General features: G+C 62.9%; 17 protein-coding genes and 1 other RNA gene. 12 read left to right on the forward strand and 6 right to left on the reverse strand.

Annotated features, from left to right (window positions below):
• Positions 1-102: 102 nt before the first annotated feature.
• The 11 genes from U8U01_RS04045 to U8U01_RS04095 all read left to right on the forward strand — a co-directional run bounded on the left by U8U01_RS04045 (position 103) and on the right by U8U01_RS04095 (position 14,007).
• On the forward strand, positions 103-1,980 hold the full coding sequence (locus tag U8U01_RS04045; RefSeq protein ID WP_322170707.1) for a hybrid sensor histidine kinase/response regulator: 1,878 nt from the start codon (positions 103-105) through the stop codon (positions 1,978-1,980).
• Positions 1,977-3,833, forward strand: a complete 1,857-nt coding sequence (locus U8U01_RS04050; protein ID WP_322170710.1) for an HD-GYP domain-containing protein — start codon at positions 1,977-1,979, stop codon at positions 3,831-3,833. Before U8U01_RS04045 ends, U8U01_RS04050 begins: the two co-directional genes overlap by 4 nt.
• Positions 3,834-3,877: 44 nt before the next feature.
• On the forward strand, positions 3,878-4,654 hold the full coding sequence (locus tag U8U01_RS04055) for a threonine/serine exporter family protein (protein ID WP_322170712.1): 777 nt from the start codon (positions 3,878-3,880) through the stop codon (positions 4,652-4,654).
• Positions 4,651-5,109 (forward strand): threonine/serine exporter family protein, encoded by a 459-nt coding sequence (locus U8U01_RS04060; RefSeq protein ID WP_322170715.1) that lies wholly within the window; start codon positions 4,651-4,653, stop codon positions 5,107-5,109. The genes U8U01_RS04055 and U8U01_RS04060 overlap by 4 nt, the downstream gene beginning before the upstream one ends.
• 38 nt (positions 5,110-5,147) lie before the next feature.
• A complete protein-coding gene (locus tag U8U01_RS04065; RefSeq protein WP_322170718.1) occupies positions 5,148-6,131 on the forward strand; it encodes an RluA family pseudouridine synthase in 984 nt (327 codons plus the stop codon).
• Between the two features lies 1 nt (position 6,132).
• On the forward strand, positions 6,133-6,591 hold the full coding sequence (locus U8U01_RS04070; protein WP_322170721.1) for a GNAT family N-acetyltransferase: 459 nt from the start codon (positions 6,133-6,135) through the stop codon (positions 6,589-6,591).
• Positions 6,582-8,813 carry a polysaccharide pyruvyl transferase CsaB gene (csaB, locus tag U8U01_RS04075; protein ID WP_322170724.1) on the forward strand — a complete coding sequence of 744 codons (2,232 nt, stop codon included), beginning with the start codon at positions 6,582-6,584 and terminating at the stop codon, positions 8,811-8,813. The genes U8U01_RS04070 and csaB overlap by 10 nt, the downstream gene beginning before the upstream one ends.
• A gap of 691 nt (positions 8,814-9,504) precedes the next feature.
• On the forward strand, positions 9,505-10,440 hold the full coding sequence (locus U8U01_RS04080; RefSeq protein WP_322170727.1) for an AAA family ATPase: 936 nt from the start codon (positions 9,505-9,507) through the stop codon (positions 10,438-10,440).
• Positions 10,437-11,552 (forward strand): DUF58 domain-containing protein, encoded by a 1,116-nt coding sequence (locus U8U01_RS04085; RefSeq protein WP_322170730.1) that lies wholly within the window; start codon positions 10,437-10,439, stop codon positions 11,550-11,552. Before U8U01_RS04080 ends, U8U01_RS04085 begins: the two co-directional genes overlap by 4 nt.
• Before the next feature lie 22 nt (positions 11,553-11,574).
• Entirely contained in the window at positions 11,575-12,756 is a 1,182-nt protein-coding gene (locus U8U01_RS04090) for a hypothetical protein (protein WP_322170732.1), read from the forward strand.
• Between the two features lie 129 nt (positions 12,757-12,885).
• On the forward strand, positions 12,886-14,007 hold the full coding sequence (locus U8U01_RS04095) for an aldo/keto reductase (RefSeq protein WP_322170734.1): 1,122 nt from the start codon (positions 12,886-12,888) through the stop codon (positions 14,005-14,007).
• Positions 14,008-14,274: 267 nt separating this feature from the next.
• Here the strand turns inward: U8U01_RS04095 and U8U01_RS04100 are convergent, their stop codons facing one another.
• The 5 genes from U8U01_RS04100 to U8U01_RS04120 form a co-directional block, all read right to left on the reverse strand.
• A complete protein-coding gene (locus tag U8U01_RS04100) occupies positions 14,275-14,880 on the reverse strand; it encodes a hypothetical protein (protein ID WP_322170737.1) in 606 nt (201 codons plus the stop codon).
• Positions 14,881-14,961: 81 nt separating this feature from the next.
• Positions 14,962-15,660: a hypothetical protein gene (locus U8U01_RS04105; RefSeq protein ID WP_322170739.1), complete on the reverse strand. Its 699-nt coding sequence runs from the start codon at positions 15,658-15,660 to the stop codon at positions 14,962-14,964.
• A gap of 423 nt (positions 15,661-16,083) precedes the next feature.
• On the reverse strand, positions 16,084-17,139 hold the full coding sequence (locus U8U01_RS04110; RefSeq protein ID WP_322170742.1) for a zinc-binding metallopeptidase family protein: 1,056 nt from the start codon (positions 17,137-17,139) through the stop codon (positions 16,084-16,086).
• Positions 17,140-17,281: 142 nt separating this feature from the next.
• Positions 17,282-17,485: non-coding RNA, 6S RNA (gene ssrS / locus U8U01_RS04115), on the reverse strand.
• Between the two features lie 32 nt (positions 17,486-17,517).
• On the reverse strand, positions 17,518-17,805 hold the full coding sequence (locus U8U01_RS04120; protein ID WP_322170745.1) for a DUF1292 domain-containing protein: 288 nt from the start codon (positions 17,803-17,805) through the stop codon (positions 17,518-17,520).
• A gap of 410 nt (positions 17,806-18,215) precedes the next feature.
• On the opposite strand from U8U01_RS04120, the gene U8U01_RS04125 reads away from it, so the two are divergent.
• Positions 18,216-18,563 (forward strand): hypothetical protein, encoded by a 348-nt coding sequence (locus U8U01_RS04125; RefSeq protein ID WP_322170749.1) that lies wholly within the window; start codon positions 18,216-18,218, stop codon positions 18,561-18,563.
• 944 nt (positions 18,564-19,507) lie between these two features.
• Here the strand turns inward: U8U01_RS04125 and U8U01_RS04130 are convergent.
• Positions 19,508-19,711 (reverse strand): hypothetical protein, encoded by a 204-nt coding sequence (locus U8U01_RS04130; RefSeq protein ID WP_322170751.1) that lies wholly within the window; start codon positions 19,709-19,711, stop codon positions 19,508-19,510.
• Positions 19,712-19,716 lie beyond the last annotated feature (5 nt).

Below are 19,716 nucleotides of genomic sequence, written 5' to 3' on the forward strand. Positions count from 1 at the left end.
CCGTCCCGCCCCGCGCTTTCTTTCCCGTCAGGGATTGTATTTACCGCCGGTTCGTAGTATAATGTTTCCATATCCCCTTATCAGAAAGGATGTTTCCCCATTATGGATAAGCCTGCGCTGGACCTTGCCTGGGGTGGGGCCGGTATCCCCATCGCGGCCTTTGCCCCCGGCGGTCGCACAGACCTCTATCAAAACGCCCTGGCCCAGGCCCTCACCGGCGGCAGCCTGCTGGCCGCGTTGCCCGCGGACGAGGCCCAGGCCCTTTGCCGCGCCCTGGACGGCCACCCCCAGCCCCCGCTTTTCCTCCATCTGGGCGGCCAGGTGTTCTCTACGGCCGTATTCCCCCAGGGCGGGCTGGCTGTGTGCCTGCTCAACCCTGTCACCGAGTACTATATGCGCAACCAGGCCGCCCTAGACGAAGCCCTCATGGCCAGCCGGGCCAAAACCAACTTCCTCTCCGAGATGTCCCACGACATCCGCACCCCCATGGGGGCCATTGTGGGGCTGACGGAAATCGCCCTGGGCCAGCCCGGCGCCCCTGCAAAAGTGCATGAGTGCCTGGAGAAGATCAAAGTCGCCTCCGGCCACATGATGTCCCTTTTAAACGAGGTGCTGGATATGTCCCGCATTGAAAGCGGCCGCGTACAGATCCAGCCCGAGCGCGCCAGCGTCGCCGACCTGCTCCACGAGATCCTGGTGGTTGCCATGCCCCAGGCCGATGCCGGCGGACTGGCCTTTTCCCTGGAAATGGGCCAGGTCGCCCAGGAGGAACTGCTGCTGGACCCGGTGCGCCTCAAGCAGGTCTGCCTGAACCTGCTCTCCAACGCCATCAAATACACCCCCCGGGGCGGGCAGGTCTGGTTCCACTTCGCGGTACTGCCCGCCGCCGGGCCGGACAGCGTTTCCATGGAACTGGTGGTGCGGGACAACGGCATCGGCATGAGCCGGGAATTCCTCACCAAACTGTTCTCCCCCTTTGAGCGGGAGGAGCGGTCCGTGGTCAACAAGATACAGGGCACCGGGCTGGGCATGGCCATCACCAAAAGCCTGATTGAACTGATGGGCGGGGTGGTCTGCGTAGAAAGCGAGCCTGACAAGGGCAGTTGCTTTACCGTGCGCATCCCCTTCCCCACTGCCCCCGGCGCGGCCGTGGCTTTCCCGGCGTTATCCGGCAAGCGGGTCCTCCTGCTGGAAAGCGACCCCCACCAGGCGGAACTGGCCCTTTCCATGCTCCGTTCCCTGGGTATGCAGGCCGACCTGGCCGCCGATGCCAACGAGGCGGTATTCCACGTAAACAGCGCCGCCCTGGACGGCGGCGGCTACTACGCCCTGCTTACCGCGGAAAAGCTGGACGGTTGCGAAATCACCCTGCTGCTGCCGGAGTTGCGCCAACTGCTGGGCCCGGAACTGCCCATCCTGCTGCTGGCCGCCAGCGACTGGAGCCAGGTCGAGTATATGTTCACCCGCTCAGGGGTAGATGGCTACATCCCCCTGCCCCTTTTCAAAAGCCGCCTGGCCGCCGGGCTGCTGCGCCCGGCCCAGGAGGAAACCGCCGGCCAACCCGGCCCGGCGGCAATCCTCAGCCTGGACGGCCGCCGCCTGCTGCTGGCCGAGGACAACGAGTTGAACCGGGAGATCGCCCAGGAGCTGATCGGCGGGGCGGGCGCCCGCATAGACTGCGCCGAAAACGGCCGGCAGGCCGTAGACCTGTTCGCCGCCTCTGCCCCCGGCCTGTATGACGCCATTTTAATGGATATCCAAATGCCCATTATGAACGGCCTGGACGCCACCCGGGCCATCCGCGCCCTGCCCCGGCCGGACGCGGCCCAGGTGCCCATTATCGCCATGACCGCCAACGCCTTTGTGGAGGACATCAAAAACTCCCTGGATGCCGGCATGGATGCCCACATCTCCAAGCCCCTGGATATGGACAAAGTGTTCTCCACCATCCGGGGCCTGCTGGACGGGAGGCAGCCATGAAGGAGTATCAGGAAAAATACATTGCCAACCTGCGGCAGGTATTCCGGCTGAACGCGCCCCCTCAGGCTATCCCCCAGGATGCCGCCGCCTACGCGGCCGACCGGGGCCGGCGGGTGGCGGAGATCCGCCGCCTCTCCGCAGAGAACACCCAGTTGCTGCGCCAAGAGCTGTTCCCCCTGCTGGACGATATCGCCAGCGCCGGGGAGGAGGACATCCGCAGCCTGGAGGGCTTTGCCGCCGCCCTGTGCGAGGGCGCCGCCTACCTGGACCTGGTGCTGTGCTACACCCTGCATATGGCCCTGATCACCTACGCCCGGCGGCAGGGCCTGCGGGATATGCTGATACGGGAGCTGTACCAGGGGGCCATGGCCCTGTTCTATATGCAGGATATCCTTACCTCCTCCCAGCAGACCCCCTACCAGTGGAAACTGGCCGCGCTGTTCGGCGAGGCCGCCGCCTATATACGCCAGTATGACAGTATCGACGATATGGACGTCCGGGGCTACATCCACCGGGCCATGGGGAACCTGGCCCTGGCCTACCCGGCCCCCAACTACCAGGAAGGCCAGCGGAAAATGGCGGCCATCCGGTGCTCGCTGCAAATCCTCACCGACCCGGCCATACAGGCCAAATCCCCCGGCCTGCCCTGGGACCTGTACATCTACAAATCCCACCAGGAGCGCACCACGGGCATGGGCCTGCTGCGGGCCGGGGAGTCCGACCCCCAGATCCTGCGGGAGGTGATGGAGAGCGCGGAATTTGTGCTGGACCGGCAGACCGAAATGGTAAAAAAGCATGGCGGCGCCCCTGCCCTGCGCTGGGCCTATGCCTACGAGGCCGCCCAGTACCACTGCGGCGTGCAGCCCCTGCACTACCTGCTGGGCTGGATGGAGCAGGCCTATATGGAGCGGGACGAGGGGGACTACTCCCACGAGGGGGTCTACCGCAATATGTTCCTGCCCGCCCTGTACGCCGCTTATCTGGAGGATGACGGCGAACTGCAGGCCAAAAAGCGGGCCGTTATGGAGCTGATGTACCGCCGTATGGCCCGGTATGTGCGCCGTATGCCGGATAACCGGCTAAGCGAATCCACCCAAAAGAACCTGCTGGCCTGCCTGCAATCCTTCATCGAGTACCCCGGCGGCATCCTGGAAAAGGACTTCATCCTTAAGCTGGTGGCCTGCCATAACCCGGACAGCTACGCATCCTCCCGCATGGCGGCGGATGTGGCCATGCTGATGGTAGACCGGGCGGTGGATGCCTGCCCTCAGGTGTTCGTGGGCTCCCTGGGCCTTAGCCGGGCCGGGGACGTGCCCGCCCACCGGGAGGCCCTGCGCACCTTTGCCTACGAGGGCTGCCTGCTGCACAATGTGGGCGTCCTGCCCTTTAACAACCTGACCCGGCACATCGGCCGCAGTTGGCTGGCAGAAGAAAACGAGATCTACCAGTGCCACGTATTCGCCGGCCGGCTGATGCTGGACCGCAGCCCCTCCACCCGCCCCTACGCCTGGGCCGCGCTGGGGCACCACCGCTTTTACAACGGGCAGGGGGGTTACCCCGCCGCTTACCGCCGGGAGGAGGATCCCCAGCCGGTGCTTACCGACCTGATCAGCGCGGCGGTGCACCTGGTGCGCCTGCTGGACGGCCGGGTCTTTTTGACCTCCACCTCCCTGGGGCTCGCCGGGGCCCTGGCCCGTATCCGCGCCGAGGCGGGCGTCCGCATCGCCCCCTGCTGGGCACAGGTCCTGGCCGGGCTGGAGCCCGCCTTGCAGGCGTACCTGCAAACCGGCCAGGTGCGGGCCTATGAAGAGGCCTTTGCCCTGCTGCGGGGGGAAAGCCCCTCCGGCCTGTAACCCCCCCACGCCGCCCCCTTATCACCTTGAAAGGATGACCTTCTATGCCCCCACCCCCCTCTGTCCTGGACCTCTCCTTCCTGATGGGCGAAACCCTGCTGGAAAACGGCGCGGAGATCTCCCGCGTCCAGGAAACCATGGAGCGTGTCGCCCAGGCTTATCATATTGATTCCTTCAGCGTTTACGTGCTCACCAACGCCATTTTCGCCACCGGCGTGGAAAACGGCGTCCAGCGCTCCACCCGGCTGCAACACATCCCCTCCACCGCCACCCACTTGGGGCGCATCTCGGCGGTCAACCAGCTTTCACGGGAGATCGCCGGAGGCCTGCGCCCGCCGGAAGAGGCCCTGGCCCGGCTCACGGAAATCCGCGCCCTGCCCTATTCCCCCCTGCCTTTGGCCGTGCTCTGCTGCGCGGTAGGCAGCGCGTCTTTCAGCTACCTGTTCGGCGGCAGTTGGGTAGACGCCGCCGTGGCCTTTTTTTGCGGCATCGCCCTCGAACTGTTCCTCAGCTTTGCCGCCCGGCGGAACATGACCAAGTTCCTCACCAACCTTTCCGCCAGCGCGCTGGTCACTTTGTGCGGCGGGGCTATGTTTTTGCTGGGCCTGGGGGATAATATGGATAAGATCATCATCGGCTCCATCATCCGCCTGGTGCCCGGCGTGGCCCTCACCAACTCCATCCGGGACTTCTTCCACGGCGACTACCTCAGCGGGGCCATCCGTATGCTGGACGCCTTCCTGATAGGCGGCTGCATCGCCGTGGGCGTAGGCTTTGTGATGCGCCTGCTCTCCGTGCTGACAGGGGGTGCCCTGCTATGACCCTTCCCCTGCTGCTGGGCGGCTTGGTCCAAACCGCCGTAGCCTTTGTGGCTACCGTTGCCTTTTCCGTCATCTTCCACACCCCCCGCCGGGAGCTGCTCTGTACCGGCCTTACCGGCGCGGCCGGCTGGCTGGTGTATCTGGCCGCCACCGGTCTGGGCTGCGGGGTGGTGGCCGCCTCCTTTTTGGCCACGCTGACCCTGGCCTGGCTTTCCCGGGTGTTTTCCTTTGCCCGCAAGGCCCCTGTCACCGTGTTCCTCATCTGCGGCATTTTCCCCCTGGTGCCCGGGGCGGGCATCTACTATACCGGCTATAACTTCTTTATGGGCCTGGACGCCCTCGCCCTGGACAAGGGCCTGGAAACCATCAAGATCGCCGTCGCCATTGCCCTGGGCATCGGCATCGTCCTCTCCCTCCCCCCAGGGCTCTTCACCCGCCCCCGCCGGGGCCGCTGAAAGCCCACCAAAACCCCTACGCTGAAAGGAGGCCGGCCATGCCCCGCAAAACCATAGAAATTTCACCCAATGACGCTGGCCAGCGGCTGGACAGGTTCCTGGCAAAGGCTTACCCCAACCTGCCCAACGCGGTGCTGCATAAGTGCATACGCACCAAAGACGTCCGCCTCAACGGCAGCCGCTGCCTGCCCGAATCCCGGCTCCGGTCCGGCGATGTCCTCAGCCTCTACTGGCAGGAGGAATACTTCCGCCAGGTGCCAAAGGCCTACGATTTCCTCAAAGCCCCGGCCCGCCTGTCCATCGTCTACGAGGACGGCAACCTGATGCTCCTGGACAAGCCCCCTGGCCTGATCGTCCACCCCGGGGACGAGTACCATTTCGACTCCCTCATCGCCCGCATCCAGCACTACCTCTATGATAAGGGCGAGTACCGGCCCGATGCGGCGCACAGCTTTGCCCCGGCCCTGGTAAACCGCATCGACCGCAACACCGGGGGCATTGTCATGGCCGCCAAAAACGCCGAAACCCTGCGCATCCTCAACCAAAAGGTCAAGGGCCGCGAGCTGCGCAAGCTGTACCTGTGCGTGGTCTGCGGCCAAATGGGCCAAAAGCAGGGCCTGCTTACCGGCTACCTCACCAAAAACGAGGCGCAAAACCGGGTCTACTTCAGCAAGTCCCCTGCCCCCGGGGCCAAAAGCGTGCGCACCGGCTACCAGGTGCTGGAGGAGCGGGGCGGCTGCTCCCTACTACAGGTAGAGCTGTTCACCGGCCGCACCCACCAGATACGGGCCCATATGGCCGCCATCGGCCACCCCCTGGCCGGGGACGGCAAATACGGCCGCAACGCCCAAAACCGCCGTTTGGGGTTCCCCTACCAGGCGCTGTACTCCCACCGGCTGGAGTTCCGGTTCACCACCCCGGCCGGGGCGCTGGACTACCTAAACGGCCGGTGTTTCCAGGCCGGGGACGTATGGTTTTTACAGCATTTCCGGCAGCTTGGGCCGGAGGAAGGAGGCCGCTAGGATGTTCCGTGTAGAGTTGACCCATTCCCTGCCCGCAGGCGCCCACGCCCTGCGCCGGGAGGTCTTTATGGAAGAGCAGGGCTTTGTGGAGGAGTTTGACCAAACCGACCGCACCGCCTGGCACCTGGCCCTGTACCAGGGGGAAGAGGCGGTGGCCTGCTGCCGCATTTTCCCCGATACGCCGGGGGTCTGGCACGTGGGCCGGGTGGCGGTGCGCAAAAGCAGCCGGGGCCAAGGGCTGGGGGCCGCCGTCATGCAGGCGGCAGAAGAGGCCGCGGCCGGCATGGGGGCCGCCTCCCTGGTCCTTTCGGCCCAGGTACAGGCCGCGGGTTTCTATGAAAAGCTGGGCTACACCCGGCAGGGCAGCGTCTATCTGGACGAGCACTGCCCCCATGTGCACATGGAAAAACAGCTTGTCCAATCCGAGAAAAACCAAAGGAATGAAACCATATGCGAGTGATCCATCTCATCGGCGGCGGCGATACCGGCGGCGCCAAGACCCATGTGCTGCACCTGCTCAAGGAGTTGAACAACTCCATTGACGCCCGGCTGATCTGTTTCCGCAAGGGTGATTTTTCCGAGGATGCCGCCAAAATGGGGGTCCCCATCCATGTCATCGATTCCGGCAACCCCCTGGTAGGGCTCAAAGAGCTGAAAAAGCTGACCGCCGGCCAGCACATCGATATCATCCACTGCCACGGGGCGCGGGGCAACCTGATGGGCAACCTTTTAAAGCACACGGTAGATGCCCCGGTGGTCACCACCGTGCACAGCGACTACCGGCTGGACTACCTGGGCCGGCCGGTCGCCCGGCTCAGCTACGGCACCACCAACCTGGTGGCCTTGCGGCGGATGAACTACTACATCGGCGTGTCGGACAACATTACCGAGCTGCTCATCCAGCGCAATTTCCCCGCCGGCCGCATTGAGAACATCCGCAACGGCATCGACTTCTCCACCCCCATCACCTGCGTGCCCCGGGAGGAATTCCTCCGCTCCATCGGCATGGACCCCCAGCCCGGCGACGTGGTGGCGGGCATCGTAGCCAGGCTCTCCCCGGTTAAGGACATCCCCACCCTCCTGCGCGCCATGAAGATCGCCTGTGGCCGGCAGCCCAACCTGAAACTGGCCATTGCCGGCGACGGGGAGGACCTGGAAAAGCTCCGGCAGCTTACCGCCCAGTTGGGCCTGACGGACCGGGTCTGCTTTGCCGGCTGGCAAAAGGATATAAACTCCTTTTTCAACGCCGTTGATATCGCCCTGCTCACCTCCCTTTCCGAGGGTTTCCCCTATGTGCTCACAGAGGGGGCCCGGATGCACAAGGCCACCATCTCCACCAATGTGGGGGGTATCCCGGCGCTGATCAAGGACGGGGAAACCGGCATCCTCTTCGAGCCACGGGACGAGCAGGCCCTGGCCCGCCACCTGGTCGAGCTGGCCCAGGACCCCCAGCGCCGCCAGGAACTGGGCGACCGCCTCTACCAGCAGGCCCGGCAGGAGTACTCCATCGAGAGCATGGTCCAGCGGCAGATGGAGATCTACCAGCGCATCCTGGAGCGGGAAGCCCGCAAAAAGGCCCATCCCGGCCGGGACGGGGTGGTGGTCTGCGGGGCCTACGGCCACGGCAACGCCGGGGATGACGCCATCCTCAAGTCCATCATCCGGTCCGTCCAGGGGCTGGACCCCTACGTGCCCATCACCGTGCTAGCCAAAAACACCCAAAGCATCAAGCAGCGCTACCGGGTAAACGCGGTGTACACCTTTAACCTGCCGAAAATTATGCGCCAGATGCACCGCTCCCGGCTGTACATCAACGGGGGGGGCACGTTGATCCAAAACGCCACCAGCCACCGCAGCCTGTGGTATTACCTGCTCACCCTGTGGCTGGCCAAGCGCCTGGGCAATCGGGTGGATATGTACGGCTGCGGCATCGGCCCGGTACGGGGCGGGCGCAACCAGGCGCTGGTGCGCCGGGTGCTGAACAGTTCGGTGGATATGATCACCCTCCGGGAGCCGGACTCGGTCAAAGAGCTGTCCGCCTACGGTGTCACCCGCCCAACCGTCCGCCTGAGCAGCGACCCCGCCCTGGTGCTCCCCTCCGAGGACGGGCCCCAGGTAGAAAAGTTCCTGCGCACCCAGGGGGTAGACCCCAACGGCCGGTATATCTGCTTTTTGCTGCGCAGTTGGCCGGGCTTTACCGAAAAGGCCCCCATCATCGCCCGCTGTGCAGAAAAAGCCCGGGCCCAACTGGGCCTCGAGCCCCTTTTCCTCCCCATCAACAGCCTGCAAGACCAGGCCGCTGCCCAGCGGGTGGCCGCCCACATGAAAAAGCCCGGCGTGCTCCTTTCCGGCGCCGCCCCCGAGCTGCTCATCGGCGTGCTGGCCCGCATGGAGGTCGCCGTTTCCATGCGCCTGCACGGGCTGATCTTCTCCTCCCTCAGCGGCGCCCCCCTGGTGGGCGTCAGCTATGACCCCAAAATCGGCTCCTTCCTGCGCTATCTGGGCTACGGCCAGTGGGTCGAGCTCTCCGACCTCACCGAAAGCTGGCTGGATGCCGCCATCGCCTCTGCCGCCGCCCAGGCCCCCGCCCGCCCCGCCCTCCGCGCCCAAACCCAGCGCCTCATCTCCGTCGAGCGCGAAAACCTCCGCGCCGTAGAAGAACTGCTGAGCCGGGCCCCCTGAGCGCCCCCCGCCCCTTTAGAGTCCCTGCCCCTTTGGGCCTCCGGCGGCTCAAGGGGCGCCGCCCCTTGAGAATCCCCGCCACTTTTGAAAAAGTGGACAAAACTTTTTTGTGGCCCTTGGGAACGCCCCCTCTCCCTCACCCATCCTTTTCCACATAGGCCGGGTACTACATTTACTTTTTCTTCCTTTTTCGATCGCCCCCACCAAGCGCCAAATAAAAAAACAAGTCCTACCGTTTCCCCTCTTAGGGGTACGCCATCCCTGTTTCCCCGCCCGTGCAAAGGGGCCCACTTGGCCGGGCCCCCTGAGCGCCACTTTGGGCCTCCGGCGGCTCAAGGGGCGCCGCCCCTTGAGAATCCCCGCCACTTTTGAAAAAGTGGACAAAACTTTTTTGCGGGCCTTGGGAGCGTCCCCTCTCCCCCACCCATCCTTTTCCACATAGGCCGGGTGCTACATTTACTTTTTCTTCTTTTTTCGATCGCCCCCACCAAGCGCCAAATAAAAAAACAAATCCTACCGTTCCCCCCTCAGGGGTGCGTCATCCCTGTTTCCCCGCCCGTGCAAAGGGGCCCCACTCGGCCGGGTCCAGGGGCGGCCTAAGGGGCAGCGCCCCTTAGGCCGCCGGAGGCCACTGGAGGCCACCAAAGGCCGCCGGGGCCCCAAACCAACCCAGGAAAGGAGTACAAGCCATATGGAAAACGTATTGCAAGCAGTCAAAAAGAACATAGCCGCCGTGCTGGTAGGGCAAGAGGAGGTAACAGACCTGCTGCTCACCGCGCTGCTGGCGGGGGGCCATGTGCTCATCGAGGACGTGCCCGGCATGGGCAAAACGGTACTGGCCCGGGCCCTCAGCAAGTCGGTATCGGCCCAATTTGGGCGGGTGCAGTTCACCCCGGACCTGCTGCCCTCCGACGTAACGGGCCTGAACTTCTATGACCAGCAAAAAGGGCAGTTCACCTTCAGCCCCGGGCCGGTATTCTGCAACATCCTCCTGGCCGATGAGATCAACCGCGCCACCCCCCGCACCCAGTCCAGCCTTTTGGAGTGCATGGCAGAGGGCCAGGTCACGGTAGACGGCGTGACCCGCCGCTTGCCGCCGCCCTTCTTTGTGCTGGCCACCCAAAACCCGGTAGAAACCCTGGGCACCTACCCCCTGCCCGAAGCCCAACTGGACCGTTTCCTTATGCGCATCGCCATGACGCCCCCCTCCCAGGAGCAGGAGGTCGCCATCCTGGAGCGTTTCCAAAACGCCGAGCCCCTGGAGGACCTCTCCCCCGTATGCACCCAAGAGGACGTGGTAGCCCTCCAGCAGCAGGCCCGGCAGATCCACGTACATAAAACCATGCTGGGCTATATCGCCTCCCTGTCCCAGGCGTCCCGGGCCCATAAGGGTATCGAGCTGGGGGTCAGCCCCCGGGGCACCCTAGCCCTGCTGCGGGCCTGCCAGGCTTATGCCCTGGTGCAGGGCCGGGCCTTTGTCACCCCCGAGGACGTAAAGGCCGTGGCCCTGCCGGTCATTGCCCACCGCCTGTCCGTTACGGGCATGACGGGCACCCACCAGCAAAAGCAGGCGGCCGCCGGCCTGCTGGACTCCGTACCCGTGCCCACGGAGGACTGGGGCAAATGATACCTATCCTCCTCCTTTTCGCCGCGCTGCTGCTGCTCTTCCTCCTGCTGCGCCGGCTGTACGACCGTTTCTGGCAAAAGGGCCTGGGCTGCTCCATCCAGTTCACCCAGGACTATGCCGCCGAGGGGGAAACCTCCGTGCTGCGGGAGGTCATCACCAACCGCAAGCCGCTGCCCCTGCCGGTGCTGGAGATCAGTTTCCACATGGACCGCCGGCTCCAGTTTGGCGACGGCCAGAACGCCTCCCTCAGCGACCAGACCTACCGCCGGGACGTGTTCGCCGTAGCCGCCCACCAAAAGATCACCCGCCTTCTGGACTTCCGGTGCGCCGGGCGTGGCTATTTCCGCATCAACGAAACCGGCCTGACCGCCCAGGACCTGTCCCTGACCCGCCGGTACATCGGCCGCCTGCCCCAAAATACCGAGTTCTACGTGCTGCCCCGGCCGGTGCCCACCGCCCAAGTCCAAATCCCCTATGCCCGGCTGATGGGCGCGGTGCTCAGCCGCAAGCGCGTCTGCGATGACCCCTTCGCCTTTGCCGGCCTGCGGGAGTACGCCCGGGGCGACCCCATGAAGTACATCAACTGGAAGGCCACCGCCCGGGCCGGCCAGTTGCTGGTCAACCTCCACGAGTCCACCCTCTCCCAGCGGGTGCTGTTCCTCATCGACATGGAGGGCGGGGGGATGCAGGGCGGTTTCCTCAACGAGGCCGGGGTGCGCCTTGCCTGCTCCCTGGCCGGCCGGCTGCTGGCCGAGGGCGTAGAGCTGGGCCTTTACAGCAACGGCAACGACGTCCAGTCCGCGGAGCCCTGGCGGCTGGAAAGCGTGTCCGGGGCAGGCAGCCTGCTGTTTTTGCAGAAAAAGCTGGCCTGCCTGGAGGGCGGGCCGGGCCTCCCCCCGGTGTGCGCCTGCGCCCCCCGCCCCGCCGGGGAGGACGACTTGCTGGTGCTCATCTCCCGCAGCCTGCGGGACGACCTGGGCGAGGCCTTCGCGGCCTTTACCGGCAAGGGCCACGGCCTGCGGCTGATCCCCTGCGGCCTTGGCACCACAGAGGAAAACCGGAAGGCCCTGGCCTTCCACAAAAACGTAGACGTGCTGTTTATCGAGTTCTAACCCCCAAGAAAGGAGCCCCCTTATGGCCAAACGTTTCCCCCTCCCCTCTGTAGAGGCCCTCCTGCCCGTCCTGTTGCGGTGGCTGGCCTGGCTGCATTGCGGGCTGGCCGCCGGTATGCTCTTTGCCCTGGTCTACGGCCTGTTGCCCCTTATCATCTCCGTGCCCCTGTCCCCTGCCCAGGCATTCTGGCGGGGGGTGCTCTTCGCCGTCCCCTCGGCCCTGTGCTACCACGCCATCAAGCGCCAGCGGGCCCTGTGGCAATTCCTGCTCACCTCCCTGGTGCTGTGCGCCCTGTGCTGGCCCCTGGCCGGCCACCCCGGCGGCACGGTGTTCATGGGCCTTATGTGCCTGTTCCGCCTGCGGGCCCGCCTGGCCGAGGAAGACGAAGGCCCGGTCCAGTCCCTGTTCGACAGCCCCGCCCTGCCCATGCTGGGGCTGTTTGGGGCGGCCTGGCTTTGCAGCGCCATATTGGGCCTGCCGGCCCTGCAAAAGGTCAGCCTGTTGGGCGGGGTGCTGTACCTGCTGGCCTGCCTGTGCCATCACAGCCTGGCCCGTGTAGATGCCTACCTGCGCCTCAACCGCGGCATCAGCGGCCTGCCCACCCGGCGTATCTGGCGCATAGCGGGCTGGACGTCCCTTTCCGGGGTGCTGCTGGCCGGCCTGCTCCTGCTGCCCGTGGCCCTGGGCGATCCGGGCGCCACCCGCATCACCCTGCCCGAGCAGCGGCGGGATGCCGCCTACACCCCCTATACCCCGGCCGAGCAGCCGGCCGCCCCCCCTGCCGCCGGCATGGATATGGACCTGAGCAAGCTGGTGGACGGCCCCACCTGGCAGATCCCGGAGTGGTTCAGCTACCTGCTGTTCGGGCTGGCCGGCGCCATTGGGCTGGTTGCCCTGGCCGCAGCCGTCCGCGGGCTATTCCGCAACTTCCGCCGCAGCTATACCGACAGCCGCGACCTGATCCAGTCCCTGGACCGGTCCGACCGGGACCGGTCTGAGCCCCTGGCCGCGGAGCTGGCCCGCCCCCGCCTGTGGGACCGCAGCCACGCCGCCACTGTCCGCCGCCGCTACCGCCGGGCCATCTTGCGGGCCACCAAAGACCGCCCCGACCCCTGCCACACCCCCGCCCAGTTGGAGTCTGCCGCCGGCCTGCAAGACCCCGCCCTCCACGAGGCCTACGAGCAGGTGCGCTACGGGGGCTGAGGCGTGGGCTGAAACGGGGGCTGGGGCCCCCGCCGGTTTCCCCATTTTCTGTATTTCCCCCTTGACTTGGAGCGGGCTCCATGTGGTATAATGGGTAAAATCAGATCAGTTCGATCAGGAGGGTCATTTATGGCTGAAAAGTATTTGGGACAAGACATCAAAAAGCTGGGCTTTGGGCTCATGCGCCTGCCCATGCAGGGCGAAGAGATCGACATGGAGCAGGTCAAACAGATGGTGGACGCCTTTATGGAAAAGGGTTTCACCTACTTTGACACCGCCTATGTGTACATCGGCGGCAAGTCCGAAGTCGCCCTGAAAGAGGCGGTGGTAGACCGCTACCCACGGGACAGTTTCCAGTGCGCCACCAAGCTGCCCCTGTGGGACCTGAAAGAGCCCGCGGACATGGAAAGGGTATTCCAAGAGTCCCTGGACCGGGCCGGGCTCAGCTACTACGACTTCTACCTGCTCCACGCCCTGGGCAAAGAGAGCGCCCAAAAGGCCGAGGACCTGGGCGCCTGGGCGTTCATCAAGCAGCTAAAAGAGCAGGGCCGGGCCAAGCACATCGGCTTCTCCTTCCATGACTCCGCCGACGTGCTGGAGGACATCCTCTCCAAGCACCCGGAGGCCGAGTTCGTCCAGCTTCAAATCAACTATGCCGACTGGGACAGCGACGGCGTGCAGGCCCGCCTGTGCTACGAAACCGCCCGCCGCCACGGCAAGGCCGTCATTATTATGGAGCCGGTCAAGGGCGGCGCCCTGGCCACCATGACCCCGGAAGTCCAGGGCATTTTCAAGGCCGCCGACCCCAACGCCTCGGTAGCCTCCTGGGCGGTACGCTACGCCGCCAGCCTGGACGGCCTCATCACCGTGCTCTCCGGTATGAGCGATCTGGCCCAGATGCGGGACAACCTCAGTTATATGGCCGATTTCCAGCCCCTCAGCAGCCAGGAGCGCGCCGTGGTCGCCCAGGTGGTGGATGTGCTCAAGAACACCCCCACCATCCCCTGCACCGCCTGCAAGTACTGCGTAGACGGTTGCCCCCAGAAGATCAACATCCCCGGCGCCATCGCCGCCATGAACCAGCTCACCCTGTACGGCGACCTCTCCCGCGCCCAGGGCCACTACAAGCACGCCACCGCCGAGGGCGGCAAGGCCAGCGCCTGCATCCAGTGCGGGGCCTGCCAAAGCCATTGCCCCCAGCACCTGGAAATCATCAACCACCTGCAATCCATCGCCGGCAAGCTGGAGTAACCGGCCTAGCCCCGCCAGGCCCTACATACCCAAACAAAAAAGCCCCCGGTTCTCCGGGGGCTTTTCTCTTTGCCTAGGGCGGTTCAGGGCTTGCTTGAAAATAGAGGGAATGCCGAATTTTTGGTCAGAAGTGGTCAGATTCCAGGAAAAAACCGCAAGTCAACCTTGTCGGTTGACGAGGATTTTTGACGCAGAAGATGGCCACTTTCGATGTTCGCTTTGCGAAATCGAGCAAAAAGGCGGCGTTTTCGATTTTTCAAACAAGCCCTAGTCCTCGCCTGTCCAGTCCACGTCGTACTTGCGCTCCACGGCAAACTTCATCAGCTTGCCTTCCGGGGTAAAGTTCAGGTCATACGAGTACTCCAGGCCATACTTCAACCACATATTCTCGTCGCCGGTCCAGTCCGGGAAACGCTCCCCAGCCAGTTCCCTGGTCCATTCCGTCACCGGGGTGCCGTCAAAGGCAATGGCCCCCAGCACGTTTGGGTCCTCCTCCAACGCCATGCTAAACTCCAGCCGGGCGATCACCGCCTCGCCCATAGGCACAGCCTCCTCCTCCGTCACAAAGGAGATATGGGCAAACACCGAGTCGCTGATCCACACGCTCCCCCCGGAATAGTAGGCGTTTGCCTCCAGCATCTGGGTGGGGTCTACCACAATCTGCTCGTAATTCTCGTCGCTCACCGTAACCTCCAGCCCCTTGTCCAGCAGGGCCTGCAAGGTGGTTTCCCCTACGCGCACCTCTGTCCCGTCCAAAGAAACCGGGTATAGGGTTTCTTCCGCCTTGGGGGCCGCCTCCTGCCCGCAAGCGCCTAGGGCCAGCATGGCCAGCACCGCCAAAGTAAGTACCAGTATGTTCACCGCTTTTTTCATGTTCATCCTCCTGCTCTTTTCCTGTTCAACCGCCTAATTGCCACACTGTCAAATTGTCAAATTGCTAAATAGCCAAATTGCTCAGCCCATGGCCTCCAGCATCGCCCGGGCCTTGGGGCAGCGTTTCTGTATAAGTTCCTGGGCCGCCTTTAGCTGTTTGGTACTTTCCAGGTAGATCTTTGCCTCGGGCGATTTTGCCGCCGAGGTGGTGCCGTCCCGGTAGCCCACAATCAGCGATATGCCTATCCCCAGGTTGTGCCGCACCCGGGTGTCCCCCAAGTTATAGCCCACCCGGGCCGTTTCCTCTTTCACGCCCAGGCGCTGCATATCCGCCACCCGGAACACCTGGCAGCCCCCCCGAAAGTACAGCCAGTAGTCCGGCCCCACCGTAAGCCGGGCCGGGTATTTGTCCGAGGCCCCGTTTAAAAAATCCAAGGTGCCGCATTGGGGTGCCTGCCGGGCAAAGCCCGCCTGGTCGGGGGCGCCCAGTTTCTCAAAGGTGCCCTCATAGCTTTTGCGCACCTTTTTCATGCTGACGCTGCGGGTCTGCACCCAAAAACAAAGCCATACAAACGCCGCAATCCCCACGCCAATGGGCAGGTGCACCCGCAGCACATAGGGCCATGCATAGCCCACGCCAAAGCCCAGGGCCACCATGCCCGCCACACAAAGCGCCATCCACAGGGGCACCTTTTTCATCAGCCGCCGGTTAAACGCCCGAAACACCACCTCATAGCTGTCCATCTCCCGGTCCAGCCATTCCTTCAAACCGCTGTCCATCTTGCTTTCCCCTTTCCTTGTTGCTTACAGGCCGCCCCGGCCGGCGGCTTGCCTGCGCGGGTGTGTCCAAAGAAACCTCTTTGCCGAAATTGCCCCCCGGCGGCGCCTTGGCCCAGCCAACGCTTGGGTTCCTGATCCCCGTCTGCCACCCCGGCCGGCGGCGGACAACCGCCACTAAAAACCCCCGCCACCTTTGAAAAAGACGAGGGCCACCGGCTACTTGGCGCAGCCAAGTAGAGCGGCCGTTACGAGCCGGCCGAACCGGCCGGTGAGAAGGCGAAACTTCTACCCTTCCTCCGCCAGCGCCCTTCTTTTGACCGTTTCACACACCCTGTCCAAACCATCCAAAAACACCGTCTTTAGGCCCACAAACGGCTTGTTTCCCCCGTGCACAACGGCCTGCCCCCTATGGGCAGGCAAGCCCTAAACCTGCACCGTGCAAAAGTCGAACCCCTCCTCCATCTTGGCGGAGAGCCGCACCAAAAATCCGGCCAGCAGGTCGATGCACCCCTCCAGGTCCTTCCAGCAGCCCATCTCCACCGAGCTATGCATATACCGCAGCGGGATAGACACCAGCGCCATGGGGATGCCCAGCCCGGCCTTGTTCACGGTGTCCCCGTCGGTGCCGGTACGGCCCGTGGCAATCTCCCACTGCAAGGGGATGCCCAACTCCGCCGCTGCCGCCTGCAATAAAGCGTTCATCCGCTTGTTCACCACCGATGCCCTGCACAGCACCGGCCCGCCCCCCAGTTTCACTTCCCCGGTATCACCGGGGTCGGTGCCGGGGGCGTCGCTGGCCCAGGTCACATCCACCGCAATGGCGCAGGCAGGCTGCACCCGCGCGGCGGCGTAATAGGCCCCCCGGCCGCTGGTTTCTTCGCCCACGGTGGTGGCGGCGTAAATGCCCATGCCCGCCCCCATCTCCGCGGCCTTTTTGGCAGCCTCCAGCACCACAAAGGCGCCGGTACGGTCGTCCAGGGCCCGGCCGGAAAAACAGCCTCCCAGCATCTCCCTGGGGGCCGCGTCCGCGCAAACCGGGTCCCCCACCGCCACAGCCTTTTCGGCCTCCTCCCGGCAGCAAACCCCAATGTCCACCAGCAAGTCCCGGTCCTCCACCTTCTCCTTCTTCAGCAAGGCAGAGGATGTGGCAATCACCCCGTTCACCGGCTGGCCCTCATGCCACACCTGTACCGGCGAGCCAATGTACAGTTTCGGCCGCACGCCTCCCGCGGCGGTCAGGTGCAGCCGCCCGTCCCCGTCAATATGGGTCACCACAAAGCCAATCTCGTCGATGTGCCCGCACAGCAGGATCTTGTGCCCCGCCTGGGGGTTCACCACCGAGATGGCGTTCCCGCTGGGGTCCGTCAGTTGTGCCCCGGCAAAGCCCCGGCCAAAAGCCAGGGCTTTTGCCTGTATGGCCTCCTCGTACCCGCTCACCGAAGGCGTCGCCAGCAGTTCCTTTAAAAAAGCCCGATCCATCTAAATCCCTCGTTTCCAGTCCATTCAATTTCTTGCCTTTCCCCCCGATTATACACCTCTTCGCCCCAAAAAGCAAGCATTCCACGTCCCCCATCCAACCGCAAAAACGCGGGTGCCCAAAAAGCACCCGCGCGTCTATTCAAGTTTGCCCGCCCGACCGTATTGTGCAATTCATAACCTGCCTACAAAGAGAACAGGTGGGTGTCCTCCCGCATGGTTCATGCTCCCTTCGTCCAACCACAGTCACAGCCGGGCCGGGAGGTCTGCAATCCGCAGACGGAGGGGGACTCCCTTTTATACGAGTGTAGGGTTATATTTGCACAGTCCGCGAATCGGGCAGACCGCTTTGCGTCTTACCGTCCGGCCCCAGGCCGGCCGTTACTCAAAATACGCCTCATGGAACCGGGACTCAAAGATATCGGCCAGCTTATCCAGCAGGGCGTCGTCCTCCACTTCCTGCAACTGCTCCTCGCCGTCCTCTTCAATCACCTCAAAGATATAGTAGGTTTCGGCGTCCGTGGCCATGTCCTCCGGGTCCTGCTGCGTAGGCACCAGCGCCATAAAGTGCCCGTCGTCGTTCTCCAGCTCGTCAATGATCTCAAACTCATGGGCCTGCCCCTCGTCGTCAATCAGGGTGATCAGATCCGCTTCAAAACCGTTGTCCATAGCCGCGCTCCTTTCCCATGGGCCGCTGCTGTCTGGCCCCGTGGTACCTATTGTACCTAAAACCGGCCGGAAAGTCAATAGACCTGGCAACAATTTTTCATTTCCCTACCCCTTTATCCCACTGCCCCCTGCCGGGCGGCCCGCCCTGCCCCATTACTTTGCCCCGCCTTCCCCCCGCCAAACCAGGCAAAAAGTGGGTTTTGTACACTTTACCGCCCACATCTCCGCCCCGCGCCGCGCCAAATGGGAACCCGCACAAAAAATTTCCATATTTTTTCAAAAAACCTATTGACAAACCCCTCCCTCTATAGTATAATACAACCAGAACAGAAAAACAAACCAATTTCTGAGCAGTCTAAAAAGCCAAAACCGCTTATGCCGGAAGTAGCCAGCCACATAAACAGGCTTGGATGAAAACGGTGAGGAAACGAAAACCGAAAGTAACCAGCCACACAAAAATAGGCTTGGATGAAAACGGTGAGGAAACGAAAACCGAAAGTAACCAGCCACACAAAAATGCTTGGATGAAAACGGTGGAGAAACGAAAACCGAAAGTAACCAGCCACACAAAAATAGGCTTGGATGAAAACGGTGAGGAAACGAAAACCGAAAGTAACCAGCCACACAAAAAGGCTTGGATGAAAACGGTGGAGAAACGAAAACCGGAAGTAGCCAGCCACACAAAAATAGGCTTGGATGAAAACGGTGGAGAAACGAAAACCGGAAGTAGCCAGCCACACAAAAATAGGCTTGGATGAAAACGGTGGAGAAACGAAAACCGGAAGTAGCCAGCCACACAAACAGGCTTGGATGAAAACGGTGGGGAGGCAAAAGCCGGAAGTAGCCGGTGGCGGGCACAGCAAAGTACCATTACCATGGGCGCCAGCAAAACCTGTAAGCAAACATACACGCACAGGGAAACGTCCAAGGGGGTAGCGGCTCAACCACTTTAGGTGAAAATGGCGGGGCAGATAACCAGCCGCAAAGGCCCGTAATTGGGAAAAGGCTGCGGCAAATGGATAAGCGGGCTTTTAATCACAGACGGAAAGGCGGAGGAGTCCAATGGACAGTAGCATCGAACAGCAGCACGGCGGGCTCCGGCCCGCGCCATCAATATAGATAGTGCAAATATCCTGTATAGAAAGAAAGGTGGGTGCAAAGCTGAAAACCCTTTCAGGCTTGTGCAAACCAACCGGGTACGGGTTCGCATAACCACCGCTGATTATTGTAGCTTAGTAAAGCGTATTCCAGGTGGAAAGAAAACAACAGGCGGTCAGGTTCGCGACAAGGATGTACCGGAAAAGGAGTTTACGCCAATGGGCTGTAAATAGGTTCGCAAATATCAAACTATTGTAATAAATTCTTCGTTAAGAAAGCCTCCGGGGCAATGCTCGGAGGCTTTTTTCGCGCCCTTGACACAGGGCAGGGCTTGCTTGAACATAGAGGGAATGCCGTATTTTTGCCCAAAAAGGGCCATCTCAAGGAAAAACCGGGGCTTGCACGTAGCTCTTCGTCAAATCCTTCAGTTGGCAAGGATTTTTGACGCAGAAGGGGGCAAAAAAACGGCGTTTCCGGCTTTTCAAACAAGCCCTAAATAAAGGTTTCACAAGGCTTGCGGGGCCTGGCGGATTGTGCTACAATGAGTACAATGATAATGGATCATCTTGTATATTCTCCCAGGCCGCCCCGGCCAAAGCCCTGCCTAAAACTCCACGGCCATGCCGTCGTACGCCGTCAGGAACCCTTCCTTCCGGGCCCTTTCCTCCATCTCCCGGTACCCCACCAGGCCGTTATGGGAAAAGTGGTTCGCCACGTGCAGGGTATCCGGCCCCACCCGGCCCATCCCCCGCAGGGCCTCCCGCAGCAGAACGTCCCCGGTCAGGCCCATGTGGTTGCGGTTGTCCAACTCCA

It is taken from the genome of Acutalibacter caecimuris, from assembly GCF_034335085.1.
Classification (GTDB): Bacteria; Bacillota; Clostridia; order Oscillospirales; family Acutalibacteraceae; genus Acutalibacter; species Acutalibacter caecimuris.

Excerpts from the sequence above, each read along its gene's own strand:
- U8U01_RS04060 (WP_322170715.1), top strand. The coding sequence starts at position 4,651 with ATGACCCTTCCCCTGCTGCTGGGCGGCTTGGTCCAAACCGCCGTAGCC.
- U8U01_RS04120 (WP_322170745.1), bottom strand. The coding sequence starts at position 17,805 with ATGGACAACGGTTTTGAAGCGGATCTGATCACCCTGATTGACGACGAG.
- U8U01_RS04100 (WP_322170737.1), bottom strand. The coding sequence starts at position 14,880 with ATGAAAAAAGCGGTGAACATACTGGTACTTACTTTGGCGGTGCTGGCC.
- U8U01_RS04110 (WP_322170742.1), bottom strand. The coding sequence starts at position 17,139 with ATGGATCGGGCTTTTTTAAAGGAACTGCTGGCGACGCCTTCGGTGAGC.
- U8U01_RS04055 (WP_322170712.1), top strand. The coding sequence starts at position 3,878 with ATGCCCCCACCCCCCTCTGTCCTGGACCTCTCCTTCCTGATGGGCGAA.
- U8U01_RS04125 (WP_322170749.1), top strand. The coding sequence starts at position 18,216 with ATGAAAACGGTGAGGAAACGAAAACCGAAAGTAACCAGCCACACAAAA.
- U8U01_RS04070 (WP_322170721.1), top strand. The coding sequence starts at position 6,133 with ATGTTCCGTGTAGAGTTGACCCATTCCCTGCCCGCAGGCGCCCACGCC.
- U8U01_RS04080 (WP_322170727.1), top strand. The coding sequence starts at position 9,505 with ATGGAAAACGTATTGCAAGCAGTCAAAAAGAACATAGCCGCCGTGCTG.
- csaB (WP_322170724.1), top strand. The coding sequence starts at position 6,582 with ATGCGAGTGATCCATCTCATCGGCGGCGGCGATACCGGCGGCGCCAAG.
- U8U01_RS04065 (WP_322170718.1), top strand. The coding sequence starts at position 5,148 with ATGCCCCGCAAAACCATAGAAATTTCACCCAATGACGCTGGCCAGCGG.
- U8U01_RS04050 (WP_322170710.1), top strand. The coding sequence starts at position 1,977 with ATGAAGGAGTATCAGGAAAAATACATTGCCAACCTGCGGCAGGTATTC.
- U8U01_RS04045 (WP_322170707.1), top strand. The coding sequence starts at position 103 with ATGGATAAGCCTGCGCTGGACCTTGCCTGGGGTGGGGCCGGTATCCCC.
- U8U01_RS04095 (WP_322170734.1), top strand. The coding sequence starts at position 12,886 with ATGGCTGAAAAGTATTTGGGACAAGACATCAAAAAGCTGGGCTTTGGG.
- U8U01_RS04105 (WP_322170739.1), bottom strand. The coding sequence starts at position 15,660 with ATGGACAGCGGTTTGAAGGAATGGCTGGACCGGGAGATGGACAGCTAT.
- U8U01_RS04090 (WP_322170732.1), top strand. The coding sequence starts at position 11,575 with ATGGCCAAACGTTTCCCCCTCCCCTCTGTAGAGGCCCTCCTGCCCGTC.
- U8U01_RS04085 (WP_322170730.1), top strand. The coding sequence starts at position 10,437 with ATGATACCTATCCTCCTCCTTTTCGCCGCGCTGCTGCTGCTCTTCCTC.